Here is a 13,955-nt window from a genome sequence, read left to right as displayed (position 1 = left end):
CCGTCCGGCCCTGCGGTGTCACCCGATCTCGTGTTCCCGGCCGTCTTGTCGTTTCGCACAGTCGTACCGGGAAACGTACCGAGAAGCGTCCCGCTAATGCCCGGCCCTCGCGCCGCGGGGCGATTCCGCAATGCGCCGTAAGGGGTACGACTCGCGCCCGAATCGGGACAGAGGGGTTTACATCGGTCTTGGGGGTGGGATGGTCCGTTCGCCGACGTGCGATTCCCCGAGCGCACACTGAGCGAAAGGCCATGGCGCTTATGAACACCACGGTCAGCTGCGAGCTGCACCTGCGCCTCATCGTGTCCAGCGAGTCCTCACTGCCCGTCCCCGCGGGCCTGCGCTACGACACCGCCGACCCCTATGCCGTGCACGCCACGTTCCACACGGGCGCCGACGAGACCGTGGAGTGGGTGTTCGCCCGAGATCTCCTCGCGGAGGGGCTGCACCGACCCACCGGTACCGGCGACGTCCGGGTGTGGCCGTCGCGCAGCCACGGGCAAGGGGTGGTCTGCATCGCGCTGAGCTCTCCGGAAGGAGAAGCCTTGCTGGAGGCCCCGGCGCGGGCGCTTGAGTCCTTCCTCAAGCGGACGGACGCCGCGGTGCCCCCCGGCACCGAACACCGCCACTTCGACCTCGACCGGGAGCTGTCCCACATCCTCGCCGAAAGCTGATTCCGACCGGAGGGCGGTCTGCCCCGCTGTCGGCGGGGCGCACTCCCTGCCGCCATCACTGCCGTCCTACTCGGGGGCACGGCAGCGGACCAAGCCGCGCACGACGCGGCCTCGGGGTCGGTGAGCGGCCCGCTCCCACCGGGGCGGGCCGGTGACACCGCAGGCGCCCGGCGCCGGAGCCGGTCATCCGTACGGGTGGCCGGTTCCGGTGCCGGGCGCCGTCGTGTTCTCCGGAGGGCGTTGCGAAGAGGGGTGCGCGAAGGGGAGTGTGCGAAGGGTGCGCCGAGGCGCGCGGGGGGCGTGCGCCCGGTTTGGGGGGCTCTGGCGGAATCCGTACACGCCTTCGAACGAACGCGCCACCCATCCCCGGCGGCGCCGGGTATGGTCTTGGGTTAACCGTGACCGCGGGGTACCACGAGTCCCCCTGCGCGAGGAGCCCCCACCGTGCTGATCACCCACGACACCGAGTGCGCTCTGAGCATCCTCGTCGACCTGCTCAACACCGCACCCGAGGTGTGCGGCGACGAGAAGCTGCCGGACGTCGCCGCGCTGGACGGCTTCGTGATCCGCAACGAGGTCAGCGAGATCGACTCGCTGACCGAGCACGACCTGCACCGGGTGCACGAGCTGCGCACCCGGCTGCGCGAGGTGTTCGCGACGGAGTCCACGGAGGACGCCGCCGAGCTGGTCAACGCGATCGTCACCGACGCCGGGACGACCCCGCGGCTGGTCAACCACGACCACCACGGATGGCACGTCCACTACTTCGCGCCGCACGCCGCGATCGGCGACCACCTGGCGGCCGAGCTGGCCATGGCGCTGGTCTTCATCCTCATGGCGGGCGAGCGGGAGCGGCTGCGGCGCTGCGAGGCGCCGGACTGCGCCCGGGTCTTCGTCGACCTCTCGCGCAACCGCTCCCGGCGCTACTGCGACAGCCGGACCTGCGGGAACCGGCTGCACGTGGCCGCGTACCGGGCGCGCCAGCGCTCGGCGGAGGCCGTTCCCTCCGTCTAGGCCGGCCTGAGCCCGCGCGTTCACGGGTTCAGATTCCGCGCTTGCGGAGGATCTCCTCGATGTCGTCGAAGTCGCCGCCGAGGCCGTCGTCGCGCTTGCCCGACCGCTTCCCGGGCTTCGGTTTCGGCGGGGCGGGCGTGACCGCGGGGCGCTCGGGGGCCGGGCCGGCGGCGGCCGGGCGGTCCGGGGCCTGCTCGACCTCGCCGCGGCGGCCGACCCAGCGGGTGGTCACCAGCAGGACGGCGGAGACGCCGAGCAGCGCGACGCCCGTCCACACCCGGGGGTCGAACACCAGCTTGGCGGCCCAGTGCCCGAACTCGCGGCCGATCGTGGTGGCCAGCGGGAACAGGCCCGTCAGGTAGAGCCCGGCCGGCAGCAGGGCGACGGCGAACCAGCGGGTCGCCGAGAGGAAGCGCCGGCGCCAGGCCCGCAGACCGGCGACGGCCACCCCGCCCGCCGTGAGCACGAAGCTGATCGCCGCCGTCAGCACGGGCGCACCCCTTCGCGTCCGCGTCCGGTGGTCCTGGTCATCGGTGCCTCCTGTGGCTGGTCGAGGTGCCCATTGATGGAACACTGGGGGGATGATCGATGGTTCCCTCCCCCGCCTCGAGTTCTGGTGCGACCTCCAGTGCCCGGACTGCCGCACCGCCCTGGACGACGTACGGGCGCTGCGCGAGCAGTACGGCGACGCGCTGTCCGTGGAGCTGCGGCACTTCCCGCTGGAGAAGCACAAGCACGCCTACGCCGCCGCCGAGGCAGCCGAGGAGGCGTTCGCGCAGGGGCTCGGGTGGCCGTTCGTCGAGGCGCTGCTGCTGCGGACCGAGGAGCTGGGCAAGGGCGGGCAGAAGGTGCTGCTGGACGTGGCCCGGGAGGTCGGGGTGGACGCCGAGGAGGTGGACACCGCGCTGATCGACGGGCGGCACATGCTGACCGTGGACGCCGACCAGGCGGAGGCCAGGGCGATCGGGGTCACGGGCACGCCCACGTACGTGATCGGCGGGCAGCGGCTGGACGGCGGGCAGAGCCAGGAGGGTCTGCGGGAGCGGATCGTGGCCATCGTCGAGGCGGCCAGGGCTTCTTGACCGGCCGTCAGAGAGGTTTGCCGTAGAGGCGCTCGGTCACCGTGTAGCCCAGCGACCGGTAGAGCCGGACGGCGACCTCGTTGCGGGAGAAGACGTTGAGCCCGAGGTTGTGGACGCCGGCGGCCAGGCACTCGCGTTCGGCGAGGAGCATCAGCGTGCGTCCGTGTCCCCGGCCCCGGTGGGGCGGGGACACCTCCACGCCCATCACCCAGGCGAGCGGTTCGCCGTCGGGCAGGTCGCGCAGGCGCAGCTGGAGCCAGAGCGAGCCGTAGGGGCCGTCCATGCCCTCCGTGCCGTCGGCGGCGTGGAGCCGGCGCAGGACGACGCCGGGGTTCCCGATGCTCTGCACGGCCGGGTCGACGGCGCAGGTCCTGGTGCGGGCCTGCTCCTCGGTGAGGCCCGACTCGACGAGTGCCTGGTGGTAGCGCTCGGTGGAGAGGGCGAACCAGTCGTCGAGGTCGGCGGGGTCGAACGGGCGCGCCTCCAGCCCGTGCGGCAGGGCGGGGAGGCCGGCCAGTCGCTTGGCCATGCCGAGGGTGCGCTCGGTGTAGCCGAGAGCCGCGGCGAGGCCCCGGGCCGCCTCGGCCGCGGCGGGGACGCTGACGTCGATCCGGAGGCAGCCCCAGCTGCGCAGGATCTCCTCGGCGGCCAGGGCTCCGAAGGTTCCGCGCCCCCGGCCGCGGCCTTCGGTGATCTCCAACTCGGATATCCTGCCCCAGAGTTGACGCCCCTGCGGATCCGCGGTGGTGCGCAGTGCGCCGACCTGGCGGCCGTTCGAGAGTATCCGCCAGCGTCTGGTGCGGCCTCCGGCCGCGGTGGGTGTCTCGGGGCCCTCGGGGCGCAGCGTGGTGGTCATGTGAGGGCCCCTTCCCCTCGTCGGGGAGGTTAGAACCGTTGGCTGCGCCCCCGGGCCCGGGCCGCTCGGGCGCTCACGGGTCGAGGTCGTCGCCGCTGCGCTCGGCGAAGACGGCCATGGCCTTGGCGGTGACGGGGCCGGTGCCGGGGAGTTCGCGGTCGTCGACGCGGGTGACGGCCTGGACGTCGCGGGTGCTGGAGGTCAGGAAGATCTCCTCGGCGTCCCGGAGGGCGTCGAGCGGGAGGTCGGCCTCCTCGGCGCCGCACCAGTCGAGGACGAGCTGCCGGGTGATGCCGGCGAGGCAGCCGGAGGCGAGCGGCGGGGTGAGCAGGCGGCCGCCGAGGACGAGGAAGACGTTGGAGCCGGTGCCCTCGCAGAGGCGGCCTGCGGTGTTGGCGAACAGGGCCTCGGAGGCGCCGGCGCGGTGGGCGGCGGCGAGGGCGACGACGTTCTCGGCGTACGAGGTGGTCTTGAGGCCGGCGACGGCGCTGTGTTCGTTGCGGCGCCAGGGGACGACGGCGACGGCCGTCTCGTCGGGGCGGCGGGTGATGGCGCCGAGGGCGGCGACCAGGGTGGGGCCGGCGGTGCCGCGTTCGGAGCCGAGCGGGGAGACGCCGCCGGTGTAGGTGACCCGCAGGCGGCCGAGCGGGACGGGGTCGGCGGCGAGGACCTGGGCGCAGGCTTCGCGGACCAGGTCGTGGTCGGGGTCGGGCAGGCCGAGGCCCCGGGCGGAGCGGGTGAGCCGGTCGAGGTGGCGGGTGAGGGCGAAGGTGCGGCCGTCGACGACCTTCATGGTCTCGAAGACGCCGTCGCCGGTGGTGAGTCCGTGGTCGAGGACGGAGACGGCGGCCCGGGCGGAGTCGACGAGCGCTCCGTTGACCCAGCTCGTGGTGGGGTGGTGCATCGGGCGCTGCTCCTCATCGGGGGTGTCAGGATCAGAGGGTTTCAGGGGGTGTCGGGGGGTGTCAGGAGGCGTCGGGGGTGTGGCCGCCCGACGCTATCGCGACGAGGCGGGCGGCCTTGAGTTCCGTCTCGTCCCATTCGCGTTCGGGGTCGGAGCCCCAGGTGATGCCGGCGCCGGTGCCGAAGCGCAGGACGGGGGCGCCGCGATCCTGCCGGTCGATCCAGAACGTGCGGATGCCGACGGCGAGTTCGGCCTCGCCGCGGTCGGCGTCGACCCAGCCGATCGCGCCGCAGTAGGGGCCTCGGGGGGCCGTCTCCAGGGCCTCGATGATCCGCAGGGCGCTGGACTTGGGGGCGCCGGTGACGGAGCCGGGCGGGAAGGTGGCGGCGAGGAGCTCGGGCCAGCCGGCGCTCTCGCGCAGGGTGCCCTCGACGGTGGAGACGAGGTGGACCAGGCCGGGGTGCTTCTCGACCACGCACAGGTCGGGGACGGTGACGCTGCCGGTGTCGCAGACGCGGCCGAGGTCGTTGCGGACCAGGTCGACGATCATCACGTTCTCGGCGTGGTCCTTGTCGAGGAGGTCGTGCTCCGTCCGGCCGGTGCCCTTGATCGGGCCGGAGGAGACGGTACGTCCGCTGCGGCGCAGGTAGAGCTCGGGCGAGGCGGTGGCGATCTCGACGCCGTGGTCGGGCAGCCGGATCGTGCCGGCGTACGGGGCGGGGTTGCCGCGGGCGAGCAGGCCCGTGAGGGCGTCGATGTCGGTGCGCGCGGGGTCGGGCAGCGGCGCGGACAGGACGCGGCAGAGGTTGGCCTGGTAGACCTCGCCGGCGGCTATGTGCTCGCGGATGCGGCGTACGCCCGCGGTGTAGGCGGCGCGGTCCAGGGAGCTGTGCCAGTCGCCGGCGGCCGGGCCCTGCCAGCCGGCGCCGGAGGGCGGGGCGGGGGCGGGGCGCACCTGTTCGAAGCGGGCGCAGGTGAGGCGGCCCTCGAAGTCGTACGCGACGGCCCAGTGGCCGGCGGAGTCCAGGGCGGCCGGGTCCGAGGTGACGTCGCGCAGCCCGGTGGCCAGGCGGCCGCCGAAGCGGGCGAGGGGGGTGCGGGGGTCGATCGGGCCGGACACGGTTCTCCTGCGCGGTGGTGCTGAGGGCGGTGCCTGAAGTGTAGGTCGGGGGCGCCCGCCGGGGCCGGGGGCGTGAGCAGGCGCGGGCGTCGCGCGGGTGTGCGCCGGGTGGCCTGCGGGTGATCGTCCGTGAGCGGTGCAGGTGGCGGCCGGTGGCCCCTCGCCGGGGCTGACGCGACGGCACGCGGAGGGCATCCCCTCGGCACGCTGCGGGAACGGATTTTTAGCTGGCCCGGGAATCCGCTAGAGTTCAACACGTCGCCAGGGAGCGCAGCCGAGAAAAAGCGGTGAAGATCCCCGGGAGACAGGCGGACGTAGCTCAGTTGGTAGAGCATCACCTTGCCAAGGTGAGGGTCGCGAGTTCGAATCTCGTCGTCCGCTCGATGGAGAACAGTGTAAGATCGTTCTTCGAGTGTTGCCTGGTGGAGTGGCCGAGAGGCGAGGCAACGGCCTGCAAAGCCGTGTACACGGGTTCAAATCCCGTCTCCACCTCCAAGAGGATCGCCCGGTTCCGCCGGGAGACCTCCCCGCGCGATTAGCTCAGCGGGAGAGCACTACCTTGACACGGTAGGGGTCACTGGTTCAATCCCAGTATCGCGCACGTCGGACTCCACGGGGTCCGTTGCAGGAACGCCTTACCAGGCGCGATTAGCTCAGCGGGAGAGCACTACCTTGACACGGTAGGGGTCACTGGTTCAATCCCAGTATCGCGCACGTCGGACTCCATGGAGTCCGTTGCAGGAACGCCTTACCAGGCGCGATTAGCTCAGCGGGAGAGCACTACCTTGACACGGTAGGGGTCACTGGTTCAATCCCAGTATCGCGCACAGTGACGGCCGGGGCCGCGATCCGTGAGGATCGCGGCTCCGGCCTTTTCGGCTTCCCCGTGGATCCGGAAAAAGGAGAAGCCGCGTACGGTCGCCCTCACCGACGTCCGTACGCGGCGTCTCCGCCTGCCGGGGCGCTCTGCGCACCGCTCTCGCCCGTCCGCGTGTCATCGCGGCCGCGGCTCTCCCCGGCGACACCGATCCCCGTCCCCAGGGGATCCGTGCCCGTTCTGTGGCCGGCCCCTGAGGGCCGGGTGTCTCAGCGGCCGAGCAGGTCGACGACGGCCTGGGCCTGGTTCGCCATCTGCTCCCAACCACCGAAGAGGATCACCAGCAGCACGGCGCACGGCAGGGCCATGGCCAGCGCCACGGCGGGGTGCCGCGTCCGCTGCTCGGTGGACCGGGACTGGACGAAGGCTGGGCGGCGGCGGCGCGGAGATCCCGTGACCTGCGGTGCCATTGGCCCTGCTCCTGATCCGGTCGAGTTGGCGCGGTGGACGGCTTACCTCGGGGGACGAGCTCCCCGTCCACCGCTGAGGACAACGCTATTGGTCAAGGGGCCTTTCGAGCGTCATGCCGTCGTACTGTTCCTCGGGCATCCCGGAGGATGACTGCCGTACTTAGGGCCTACTACCGCAGGGGGAGAGAGCCGCGATCCGGCCCCCGAGGGAACCCTGAGGGGGAACCCCGAGGCGGGATCGGCCACCCCTGTGACCTGCGGGTCAGCCCAAGATCGGACAATCGCACGGCCGCTTCAGGTGTTGCGTATCAGCACACCGCAGCGGGCAGTCCGTAAGCTGTGCCAGGCAGGAACTGACGATGCCCCAACCGACGGGGCCTCAACCACGGGCTGACGGGGAACGGGAACATGGCGATGATGCGGCTGAGGCGTGAGGACCCCCGCATCGTCGGGCCGTACCGACTGCACCGGAGACTGGGCGCCGGCGGCATGGGCGTCGTCTACCTCGGCTCCGACCGCAAGGGGCAGCGCGTCGCCCTCAAGCTGATCCGCGCCGAGCTCGCCGAGGACCAGGAGTTCCGCACCCGCTTCGCGCGCGAGATCGCCGCCGCCTCCCGCATCCGCGGTGCGTGCACCGCGCGCGTCGTCGGCTCCGACATCGAGGCCGAGCGGCCCTGGCTGGCCACCGCGTACGTGCCCGGGCCCTCCCTCTACAAGCGGGTCGGCGACGACGGCCCGATGGCCTGGCCCGAGGCCGCCCGGATCGGGGCCGCGCTCGCGGACGGGCTCGTCAAGGTGCACGAGGCCGGGGTCGTCCACCGGGACCTCAAGCCCTCCAACATCCTGCTGTCGCCGCGCGGCCCCAGGATCATCGACTTCGGCATCGCGTGGTCGCGCGGCGCCAGCACGCTCACGCACGTCGGCACCGCCGTCGGCTCCCCCGGCTTCCTCGCGCCCGAACAGGTGCGCGGCGCGGCCGTCACCCCGGCCACCGACGTCTTCGCCTTCGGGGCGACGCTCGCCTACGCGCTCACCGGGGACACGCCGTTCGGCTCCGGCGCCTCCTCGGAGGTCATGCTGTACCGGGTTGTCCACGAGGAGCCCGACCTGTCGGCCGTACCGCCGCAGCTCGCGCCGCTGATCCGGGCCTGCCTGGCCAAGGAGCCCGCCGAGCGGCCCGGCGCGGCCGCGCTGCACGAGCGGCTCAGCGAACTGGCGGCGCGCGGTGCGGCGTTGGCGCCCTCCGGGGGGCGCGCCGTGCGGGCCGGGCGGGGGGCCACCGCCTCGGGTGCCGCCGCCGCTCCGGCCGCCCCCGCCCACGGGGTGCCCGGGCCAGGGCGCTCCCCCGAGCCGCAGGCCGCGGCGCGGGCCGCCTCCGGTGCGGCCGCGCGACGGCCCGCCCGCGCCCCGCTCCCCCGGCCCGAGCCGACACCCGTCACCCGGCCGCTGCGGCCCCCGCGGCCGCACACCCCCCCGCCCGGACGGCCCGGCGGGCGCCCGCCCGGCAACGCCCGGCAGCGGCTGCTGCGGCAGCGGCTGGTGGTCTTCGTCACCGTCACGCTCGGGGTCGCCCTGGCGATCGCGGCCGCCCAGGGGTGCGAGGAGCGCGGCAACCAGGGGCACCGGGCGCCCGCGACCTCCTCTCCCGCGGTCGGAGGTTCGGCGGACGTGGCGCCGCAGTCCAGCGGCACGCCCGTACCGGCGGCGGCGCGCAGCGTCCCGCCCGCGGACTCCTCGCTCGCGGCGGCCCAGGGACCGGGGCCCGCGGTGGACTGGCCCAACCGCACCTACCCGGACGGCACCGGCGGGCCCGGCATCACCCTGCGCGAGGGACACTCGGCCGGGGCCGGACCGCAGGTCTCGCTCAGCGCGGTGCTCCCGGCCCGCTTCCGGGGGGCGCCGGCCTCGATCGTCGTCCTGCGGCGCACCGAGGGCTCGGTGCCGGTCGACCTCGTGCAGATGTACACCTTCGCGGCCGACAACACCCCGGTCGCCGCAGCCTCCCGCACCTCCGCCGCGGACCCGCAGGCCGCCCCCACCTGGCGCCTCGACGGCGGCACCGTCGTCCGCGAGGAACGCGTCCCCGCCACCGGCGCCACCACCTCCACCCGCTACGCCGTCCGCCCCGACGGCACCCTCGACGAATCCTGGCCCGGCGCCGGCGCCTCCGGCGGCACCCCACCCCCCGCCGCCGCCCCGGCCCCACCCACGGCCCCCACCGGCTGACCCGACCTCAGCGGAATCGATTTCCCCCGCACACACCCCGCCGACGCGAACCCGCACGACCACCCTGCTGCGCAGGAAACGCGGCGAGATGCGGCCGGCCGGCACACGAGGGTGACATCGCCGCGGGCTGCCCGGGAGGCGAGCAAAGCGACGCGACGGCGGGCCGGCGTGCCGTCGGCCGCAGGAGGGGTGGCAGCTGCCCTGCGGAGGATGCGGGGAGACTCACGGCGAACGCAGGAAGTCGGGCCGGCCGACTTCCAGCGCAAGCGGCGGGAATGTGGCCGCGCTGTGGGCCGCGCGCACAGGGTGTGAGGTGGGGCGTCGCTCGGGGCGCGCACTGGAAGTCGGGTGGGCCGACTTCCTGCGCAACCGGCGAAGCGCGGCCAGGCCGCAAGACAGCTGATGGGCCGCCACGCGGAGCGAGGGCACATCGGCTGGGGACGCCGTGCGGCGAGCGCTGGAAGTCGGCGCAGTCGACTCCCAGCGCGGAGGCACGAGAGCGCGCACAGGGGGACGCGGGGGGATTGATGGCGAGCACAGGAAGTCGGGGCGGCCGACTTCCTGCGCAAGGGGCGGAAGCGTGGCCGGGCTACGGGGCTGCGCGCACGGGGTGTGAGGTGAGGCCTCGCTCGGGGCGAGCACTGGAAGTCGGCTGGGCCGACTTCCTATGCGGAGGAGCGCGCGGCGCACGCGCGCAGGAGGGATGCGGGGCTGATCGCCTTGCGCAGAAGGCCGGGCTGGCCGACTTCCAGCGCAACCGGCGAAGCGCGGCCAGGCCGCAAGACAGCTGATGGGCCGCCACGCGGAGCGAGGGCACATCGGCTGGGGACGCCGTGCGGCGAGCGCTGGAAGTCGGCGCAGTCGACTCCCAGCGCGGAGGCACGAGAGCGCGCACAGGGGGACGCGGGGGGATTGATGGCGAGCACAGGAAGTCGGGGCGGCCGACTTCCTGCGCAAGGGACGGGAGTGTGGCCGGGCTGTGGGGCTGCGCGCGGGGTGCGGGGTGGGGGGCGTCGCTTGGGGTGGGTGTGGGAAGTCGGGTGGGTCGGCGCTGGGTGCTGGGGGGTTGACGGCGTTGCGTAGGGAGTCGGGGTGGTCGACTTCCTGTGGGGGTGGGGAGTCAGGGGGTGGTGGTGATGGCGTAGAAGGCTACGGCGGCGGCGGCGCCCACGTTGAGGGAGTCGATGTCGTGGGACATGGGGATGCGGACGGGGTGGTGGGAGGCGGCGATGGCTTGGGGGGTGAGGCCGTCGCCTTCGGCGCCGAGGAGGAGGGCGGTTTTGGGGTGGGGAGGGAGGGTGGGGAGGTCGAGGGCGGTTTCGGCGGGGGTGAGGGCGAGGAGAGTGAAGCCGGCGGCGCGGACGGTGTCGAGGGCGGCGGGCCAGGGGTCGAGGCGGGCGTAGGGGACGGCGAAGACGGCGCCCATGGAGACCTTGACGGCGCGGCGGTAGAGGGGGTCGGCGCAGTCGGGTGAGAGGAGGACGGCGTCCATGCCGAGGGCGGCGGCGCTGCGGAAGATGGCGCCGAGGTTGGTGTGGTCGACGAGGCCTTCGAGGACGGCGACGCGGCGGGCCGTGGTGAGGAGGGTGGCGGCGTCGGGGAGGGGCTTGCGTTCCATGGAGGCGAGGGCGCCGCGGTGGACGTGGTAGCCGGTGACGGCTTCGGCGAGGTGGGGGTCGACCACGTGGACGGGGGCGTCGGCCTCGGCGATGACGTCGGCCATCACGTCCAGCCACTTGGCGGTCAGCAGCATCGAGCGCATCCGGTAGCCGGCGGCGAGGGCGCGGCGGATGACCTTCTCGCCCTCGGCGATGAACAGGCCCTCGGCGGGTTCGCGGCGGCGGCGCAGTTCGACGTCGGTCAGGCCGGTGTAGTCGGCCAGGCGCGGGTCGGCGGGGTCGGTGACGGTGCTGGGTTCGGACACCCTGCGATCTTGCCAAGGCCGGGCGGGGAAGGCCAAACGGGCCAAGGGGCGGGTGGTCCCGGCGTGACGGGAGTGCCAACATGACCATATGGCCCGACCCCGCGCGAGGCGGCCCTGGCCGGTGCGGCTGCGGTCGGTGGCCGGGCAGGTGTTCGCGCTGCAGATCCTGGTGGTGCTGCTGCTGGTGATCGCCGCGGCGGTGGCACTGGTGGTGCAGTCGCGGGGTGACGCCGACCAGGAGGCGCGCGACCATTCGGTGGCCGTGGCCCAGACCTTCGCCAACGCGCCGGGCATCGTGGAGGCGCTGCGCTCCCCCGATCCGACGGCCGTGCTGCAGCCGAGGGCGGAGGCGGCGCGGGTGGCCTCGGGGGTGGACTTCGTGGTGGTGCTGAGCGATCAGGGCATCCGCTACACCCACCCGAACCCGGCCCGGATCGGCCAGATGTTCATCGGCACCTTCGAGCCCGCGCTGCACGGGAAGGTGGTGACCGAGCGCGTCAACGGCACGCTCGGGCCGCTGGTGCAGGCCGTGGTGCCGGTGTACGCGCCGGACGGTTCGGTGGCCGGGCTGGTCTCGGCGGGCATCACCGTCAAGAACGTGGACACCGCGAGCGAGCGCCAGCTGCCGGTGGTGCTGGCCGTGGCGGCGGGCGCGATCGCCCTGGCCACGCTGGGGACGGCGCTGATCACCCGGCGGCTGCGGCGCCAGACGCACGGGCTGGACCCGGCGGAGATGACCCGGATGTACGAACACCACGCGGCGGTGCTGCACGCGGTGCGCGAGGGCGTGGTGATCGTCGCCGGGGACGGGCGGCTGCTGCTCTGCAACGACGAGGCCCGCCGCCTGCTCGACCTGCCGCCGGACGCCGAGGGCCGCCCCGTCACGGAGCTGGGCCTGGAGCCCGCCCCGCTGGAGCTGCTGACCGCCGACCGCCCGGTGACCGACCAGGTGGTGCCCGCTGGCGAGCGGCTGCTCGCGGTGAACGTACGGCTGACGGACCAGGCGGGCGGACCGCCCGGCTGCGTGGCGACGCTGCGCGACTCCACCGAGCTGCTGGCGCTGAGCGGCCGGGTGGAGACCGTGCAGCGGCGACTGCGGCTGCTGTACGACGCGGGGATGACGGTGGGCAGCACGCTGGACGTGACGCGGACGGCGGAGGAGCTGGCGCAGGTCGCGGTGCCGCGCTTCGCGGACTTCGTCACGGTGGACCTGGCCGAGCAGGTGCTCACCGGCGAGGAGCCCCCGCCGGGCGGCCAGCTGGGGCGCGTGCGGCGCACGGCCTTCGCCGGGGTGCGCGAGGACGCGCCGTTCCACCCGGTCGGCACGGTGCTGGACGTGGTGCCCGCCACCCCGCTGGCCGGGGCGCTGGACAGCGGCGAGCCGGGCCTGGAACCGCACCTGGCGGAGGCGGAGGGCTGGCGGCGCCAGGACCCGGAGCAGTCGGAGCAGGTGCTGGCGTACGGGGTGCACTCGCTGCTGCGGGTGCCGCTGCGGGCGCGCGGGGTGCTGCTCGGGGTGGTCCGGTTCTGGCGGGCGCAGCGGCCGGAGCCGTTCGAGGCGGAGGACCTGGTGCTGGCGGAGGAGCTGGTGGCCCACGCGGCGGTGTGCGTGGACAACGCCCGGCGCTACACCCGGGAGCACGAGATGGCGGTGACGCTGCAGCACAGCCTGCTGCCGCGCAGCCTGCCGGAGCAGGACGCGCTGGACGTGGCGTACCGCTACCTGCCGGCGCGGGCCGGGGTGGGCGGGGACTGGTTCGACGTGATCCCGCTGCCGGGGGCGCGGGTGGCGCTGGTGGTCGGGGACGTGGTGGGGCACGGCCTGCACGCGGCGGCGACGATGGGGCGGCTGCGCACGGCGATCCACAACTTCTCGACGCTGGACCTGCCGCCGGACGAACTCCTGGGCCACCTGGACGAGTTGGTGAGCAGGATCGACCGGGAGGAGGCGGCCGGGGAGGGCTTCGGCCCGGCCGGGGCGACCTGCCTGTACGCGATCTACGACCCGGTCTCGCGCCGCTGCACGATGGCGGGCGCCGGGCACCCGGCGCCGGCGGTGGTGGACCCGCAGGGGCACGTGGAGTTCGCGCCGGTGCCGACCGGGCCTCCGCTGGGGCTGGCGGACCTGCCGTTCGAGTCGGTGGAGGTGGAGCTCGCCGAGGGCAGCCGGCTGGTGCTGTTCACGGACGGCCTGGTGGCGGACCGCACCCGGGAGGTCGGTGCGGGGCTGGAGCGGCTGCGGACGGTGCTGTCCGGGTCGGCGCGCACGCCCGAGCAGACCTGTGCGGACCTGCTGGGGGCGCTGCTGCCGGCCGAGCCGCAGGACGACATCGCGCTGCTGGTCGCGCGGACGAGGGTGCTGGCGCCGGACCACGTCGCGGAGTGGGAGGTGGCCTCGGACCCGGCGGCCGTCCGGGAGGTGCGGGCGGCGGTGGCGCGGCGGCTGGAGGCCTGGGGGCTGGATGAGGCGGCGTTCGTCACCGAGCTGATCCTCAGCGAGCTGGTGACCAACGCGATCCGCTACGGCTCCGGGCCGATCCGGGTGCGGCTGCTGCGCGACCGGGCGCTGATCTGCGAGGTGTCGGACGGCAGCAGCACCTCGCCGCACCTGCGGTACGCGGCGAGCGAGGACGAGGGCGGGCGCGGGCTGTTCCTGGTCGCGCAGTTCGCGGACCGCTGGGGGACGCGCTACACGGCGACGGGGAAGGTCATCTGGACGGAGCAGCCGCTGGAGTGACGGTGGGAACCGGGCGGAGTGGGGAGTCGGGCGGGCCCCCCTACCCCACCCCCCGGGGGCCAGGGGCGGGCGCCCATCCGGGAGGCGGCGGGGGGGGCCGCGGCCCCCCCCCCCCCACACCAGACCGCCCG

Annotated in this window: 11 protein-coding genes and 5 tRNA genes; 10 read left to right on the top strand and 6 right to left on the bottom strand. The window is 74.2% G+C overall.

The genetic code is table 11. The features are described from left to right. Positions 1-260 precede the first annotated feature (260 nt). Complete coding sequence (locus ACIBCA_RS22170) at positions 261-674, top strand: SsgA family sporulation/cell division regulator (protein ID WP_030056266.1); 414 nt, start codon at positions 261-263, stop codon at positions 672-674. 444 nt (positions 675-1,118) lie between these two features. Further along, on the top strand, positions 1,119-1,688 hold the full coding sequence (locus ACIBCA_RS22165) for a CGNR zinc finger domain-containing protein (RefSeq protein WP_396284658.1): 570 nt from the start codon (positions 1,119-1,121) through the stop codon (positions 1,686-1,688). A 28-nt stretch (positions 1,689-1,716) separates the two neighbouring features. Here the strand turns inward: ACIBCA_RS22165 and ACIBCA_RS22160 are convergent, their stop codons facing one another. Further along, positions 1,717-2,178 (bottom strand): hypothetical protein, encoded by a 462-nt coding sequence (locus tag ACIBCA_RS22160; protein WP_396284657.1) that lies wholly within the window; start codon positions 2,176-2,178, stop codon positions 1,717-1,719. A 91-nt stretch (positions 2,179-2,269) separates the two neighbouring features. On the opposite strand from ACIBCA_RS22160, the gene ACIBCA_RS22155 reads away from it, so the two are divergent. After that, a complete protein-coding gene (locus ACIBCA_RS22155) occupies positions 2,270-2,770 on the top strand; it encodes a DsbA family protein (RefSeq protein WP_396284656.1) in 501 nt (166 codons plus the stop codon). Between the two features lie 7 nt (positions 2,771-2,777). On the opposite strand, the gene ACIBCA_RS22150 is transcribed toward ACIBCA_RS22155, so the two are convergent. The 3 genes from ACIBCA_RS22150 to ACIBCA_RS22140 form a co-directional block, all read right to left on the bottom strand. Further along, positions 2,778-3,626: a GNAT family N-acetyltransferase gene (locus tag ACIBCA_RS22150; protein ID WP_396284655.1), complete on the bottom strand. Its 849-nt coding sequence runs from the start codon at positions 3,624-3,626 to the stop codon at positions 2,778-2,780. Between the two features lie 73 nt (positions 3,627-3,699). Next, the gene (locus ACIBCA_RS22145; RefSeq protein ID WP_396284654.1) at positions 3,700-4,530 is read right to left on the bottom strand and encodes an aminotransferase class IV; all 831 of its coding nucleotides are present in this window, start codon (positions 4,528-4,530) and stop codon (positions 3,700-3,702) included. Between the two features lie 61 nt (positions 4,531-4,591). Next, positions 4,592-5,650 carry a chorismate-binding protein gene (locus tag ACIBCA_RS22140; RefSeq protein WP_396284653.1) on the bottom strand — a complete coding sequence of 353 codons (1,059 nt, stop codon included), beginning with the start codon at positions 5,648-5,650 and terminating at the stop codon, positions 4,592-4,594. A gap of 308 nt (positions 5,651-5,958) precedes the next feature. Here ACIBCA_RS22140 and ACIBCA_RS22135 point away from each other — a divergent pair. The 5 genes from ACIBCA_RS22135 to ACIBCA_RS22115 all read left to right on the top strand — a co-directional run bounded on the left by ACIBCA_RS22135 (position 5,959) and on the right by ACIBCA_RS22115 (position 6,477). Further along, positions 5,959-6,031 (top strand) — tRNA-Gly (locus tag ACIBCA_RS22135). Positions 6,032-6,071: 40 nt separating this feature from the next. Next, positions 6,072-6,145: transfer RNA gene (locus ACIBCA_RS22130), tRNA-Cys, on the top strand. 34 nt (positions 6,146-6,179) lie between these two features. Further along, positions 6,180-6,251, top strand: a tRNA-Val gene (locus ACIBCA_RS22125). Between the two features lie 41 nt (positions 6,252-6,292). Continuing rightward, a tRNA-Val gene (locus ACIBCA_RS22120) sits at positions 6,293-6,364 on the top strand. Positions 6,365-6,405: 41 nt separating this feature from the next. Next, positions 6,406-6,477, top strand: a tRNA-Val gene (locus ACIBCA_RS22115). A 259-nt stretch (positions 6,478-6,736) separates the two neighbouring features. On the opposite strand, the gene ACIBCA_RS22110 is transcribed toward ACIBCA_RS22115, so the two are convergent. Beyond that, positions 6,737-6,937, bottom strand: coding sequence for a hypothetical protein (locus ACIBCA_RS22110; protein WP_396284652.1), 201 nt, complete (start codon positions 6,935-6,937; stop codon positions 6,737-6,739). Positions 6,938-7,345: 408 nt separating this feature from the next. Here ACIBCA_RS22110 and ACIBCA_RS22105 point away from each other — a divergent pair, with 408 nt between their 5' ends. After that, a complete protein-coding gene (locus ACIBCA_RS22105; protein ID WP_396284651.1) occupies positions 7,346-9,163 on the top strand; it encodes a protein kinase in 1,818 nt (605 codons plus the stop codon). A 1,120-nt stretch (positions 9,164-10,283) separates the two neighbouring features. Here the strand turns inward: ACIBCA_RS22105 and ACIBCA_RS22100 are convergent. Then, positions 10,284-11,087 carry a TrmH family RNA methyltransferase gene (locus tag ACIBCA_RS22100; RefSeq protein ID WP_396284650.1) on the bottom strand — a complete coding sequence of 268 codons (804 nt, stop codon included), beginning with the start codon at positions 11,085-11,087 and terminating at the stop codon, positions 10,284-10,286. 88 nt (positions 11,088-11,175) lie between these two features. On the opposite strand from ACIBCA_RS22100, the gene ACIBCA_RS22095 reads away from it, so the two are divergent. Further along, positions 11,176-13,824 (top strand): SpoIIE family protein phosphatase, encoded by a 2,649-nt coding sequence (locus tag ACIBCA_RS22095; RefSeq protein WP_396284649.1) that lies wholly within the window; start codon positions 11,176-11,178, stop codon positions 13,822-13,824. Positions 13,825-13,955 lie beyond the last annotated feature (131 nt).

The organism is Kitasatospora sp. NPDC051170, from assembly GCF_044455705.1.
In the GTDB taxonomy this organism is placed as follows: Bacteria; Actinomycetota; Actinomycetes; order Streptomycetales; family Streptomycetaceae; genus Kitasatospora.
The sequence above is the reverse complement of the archived record's forward strand: the minus strand, read 5'-3'. Positions and strand labels throughout refer to the sequence as shown.

Coding starts and splice junctions, on each gene's coding strand:
- ACIBCA_RS22170 (WP_030056266.1), top strand. CDS start 261: ATGAACACCACGGTCAGCTGCGAGCTGCACCTGCGCCTCATCGTGTCC.
- ACIBCA_RS22095 (WP_396284649.1), top strand. CDS start 11,176: ATGGCCCGACCCCGCGCGAGGCGGCCCTGGCCGGTGCGGCTGCGGTCG.
- ACIBCA_RS22105 (WP_396284651.1), top strand. CDS start 7,346: ATGGCGATGATGCGGCTGAGGCGTGAGGACCCCCGCATCGTCGGGCCG.
- ACIBCA_RS22110 (WP_396284652.1), bottom strand. CDS start 6,937: ATGGCACCGCAGGTCACGGGATCTCCGCGCCGCCGCCGCCCAGCCTTC.
- ACIBCA_RS22150 (WP_396284655.1), bottom strand. CDS start 3,626: ATGACCACCACGCTGCGCCCCGAGGGCCCCGAGACACCCACCGCGGCC.
- ACIBCA_RS22145 (WP_396284654.1), bottom strand. CDS start 4,530: ATGCACCACCCCACCACGAGCTGGGTCAACGGAGCGCTCGTCGACTCC.
- ACIBCA_RS22155 (WP_396284656.1), top strand. CDS start 2,270: ATGATCGATGGTTCCCTCCCCCGCCTCGAGTTCTGGTGCGACCTCCAG.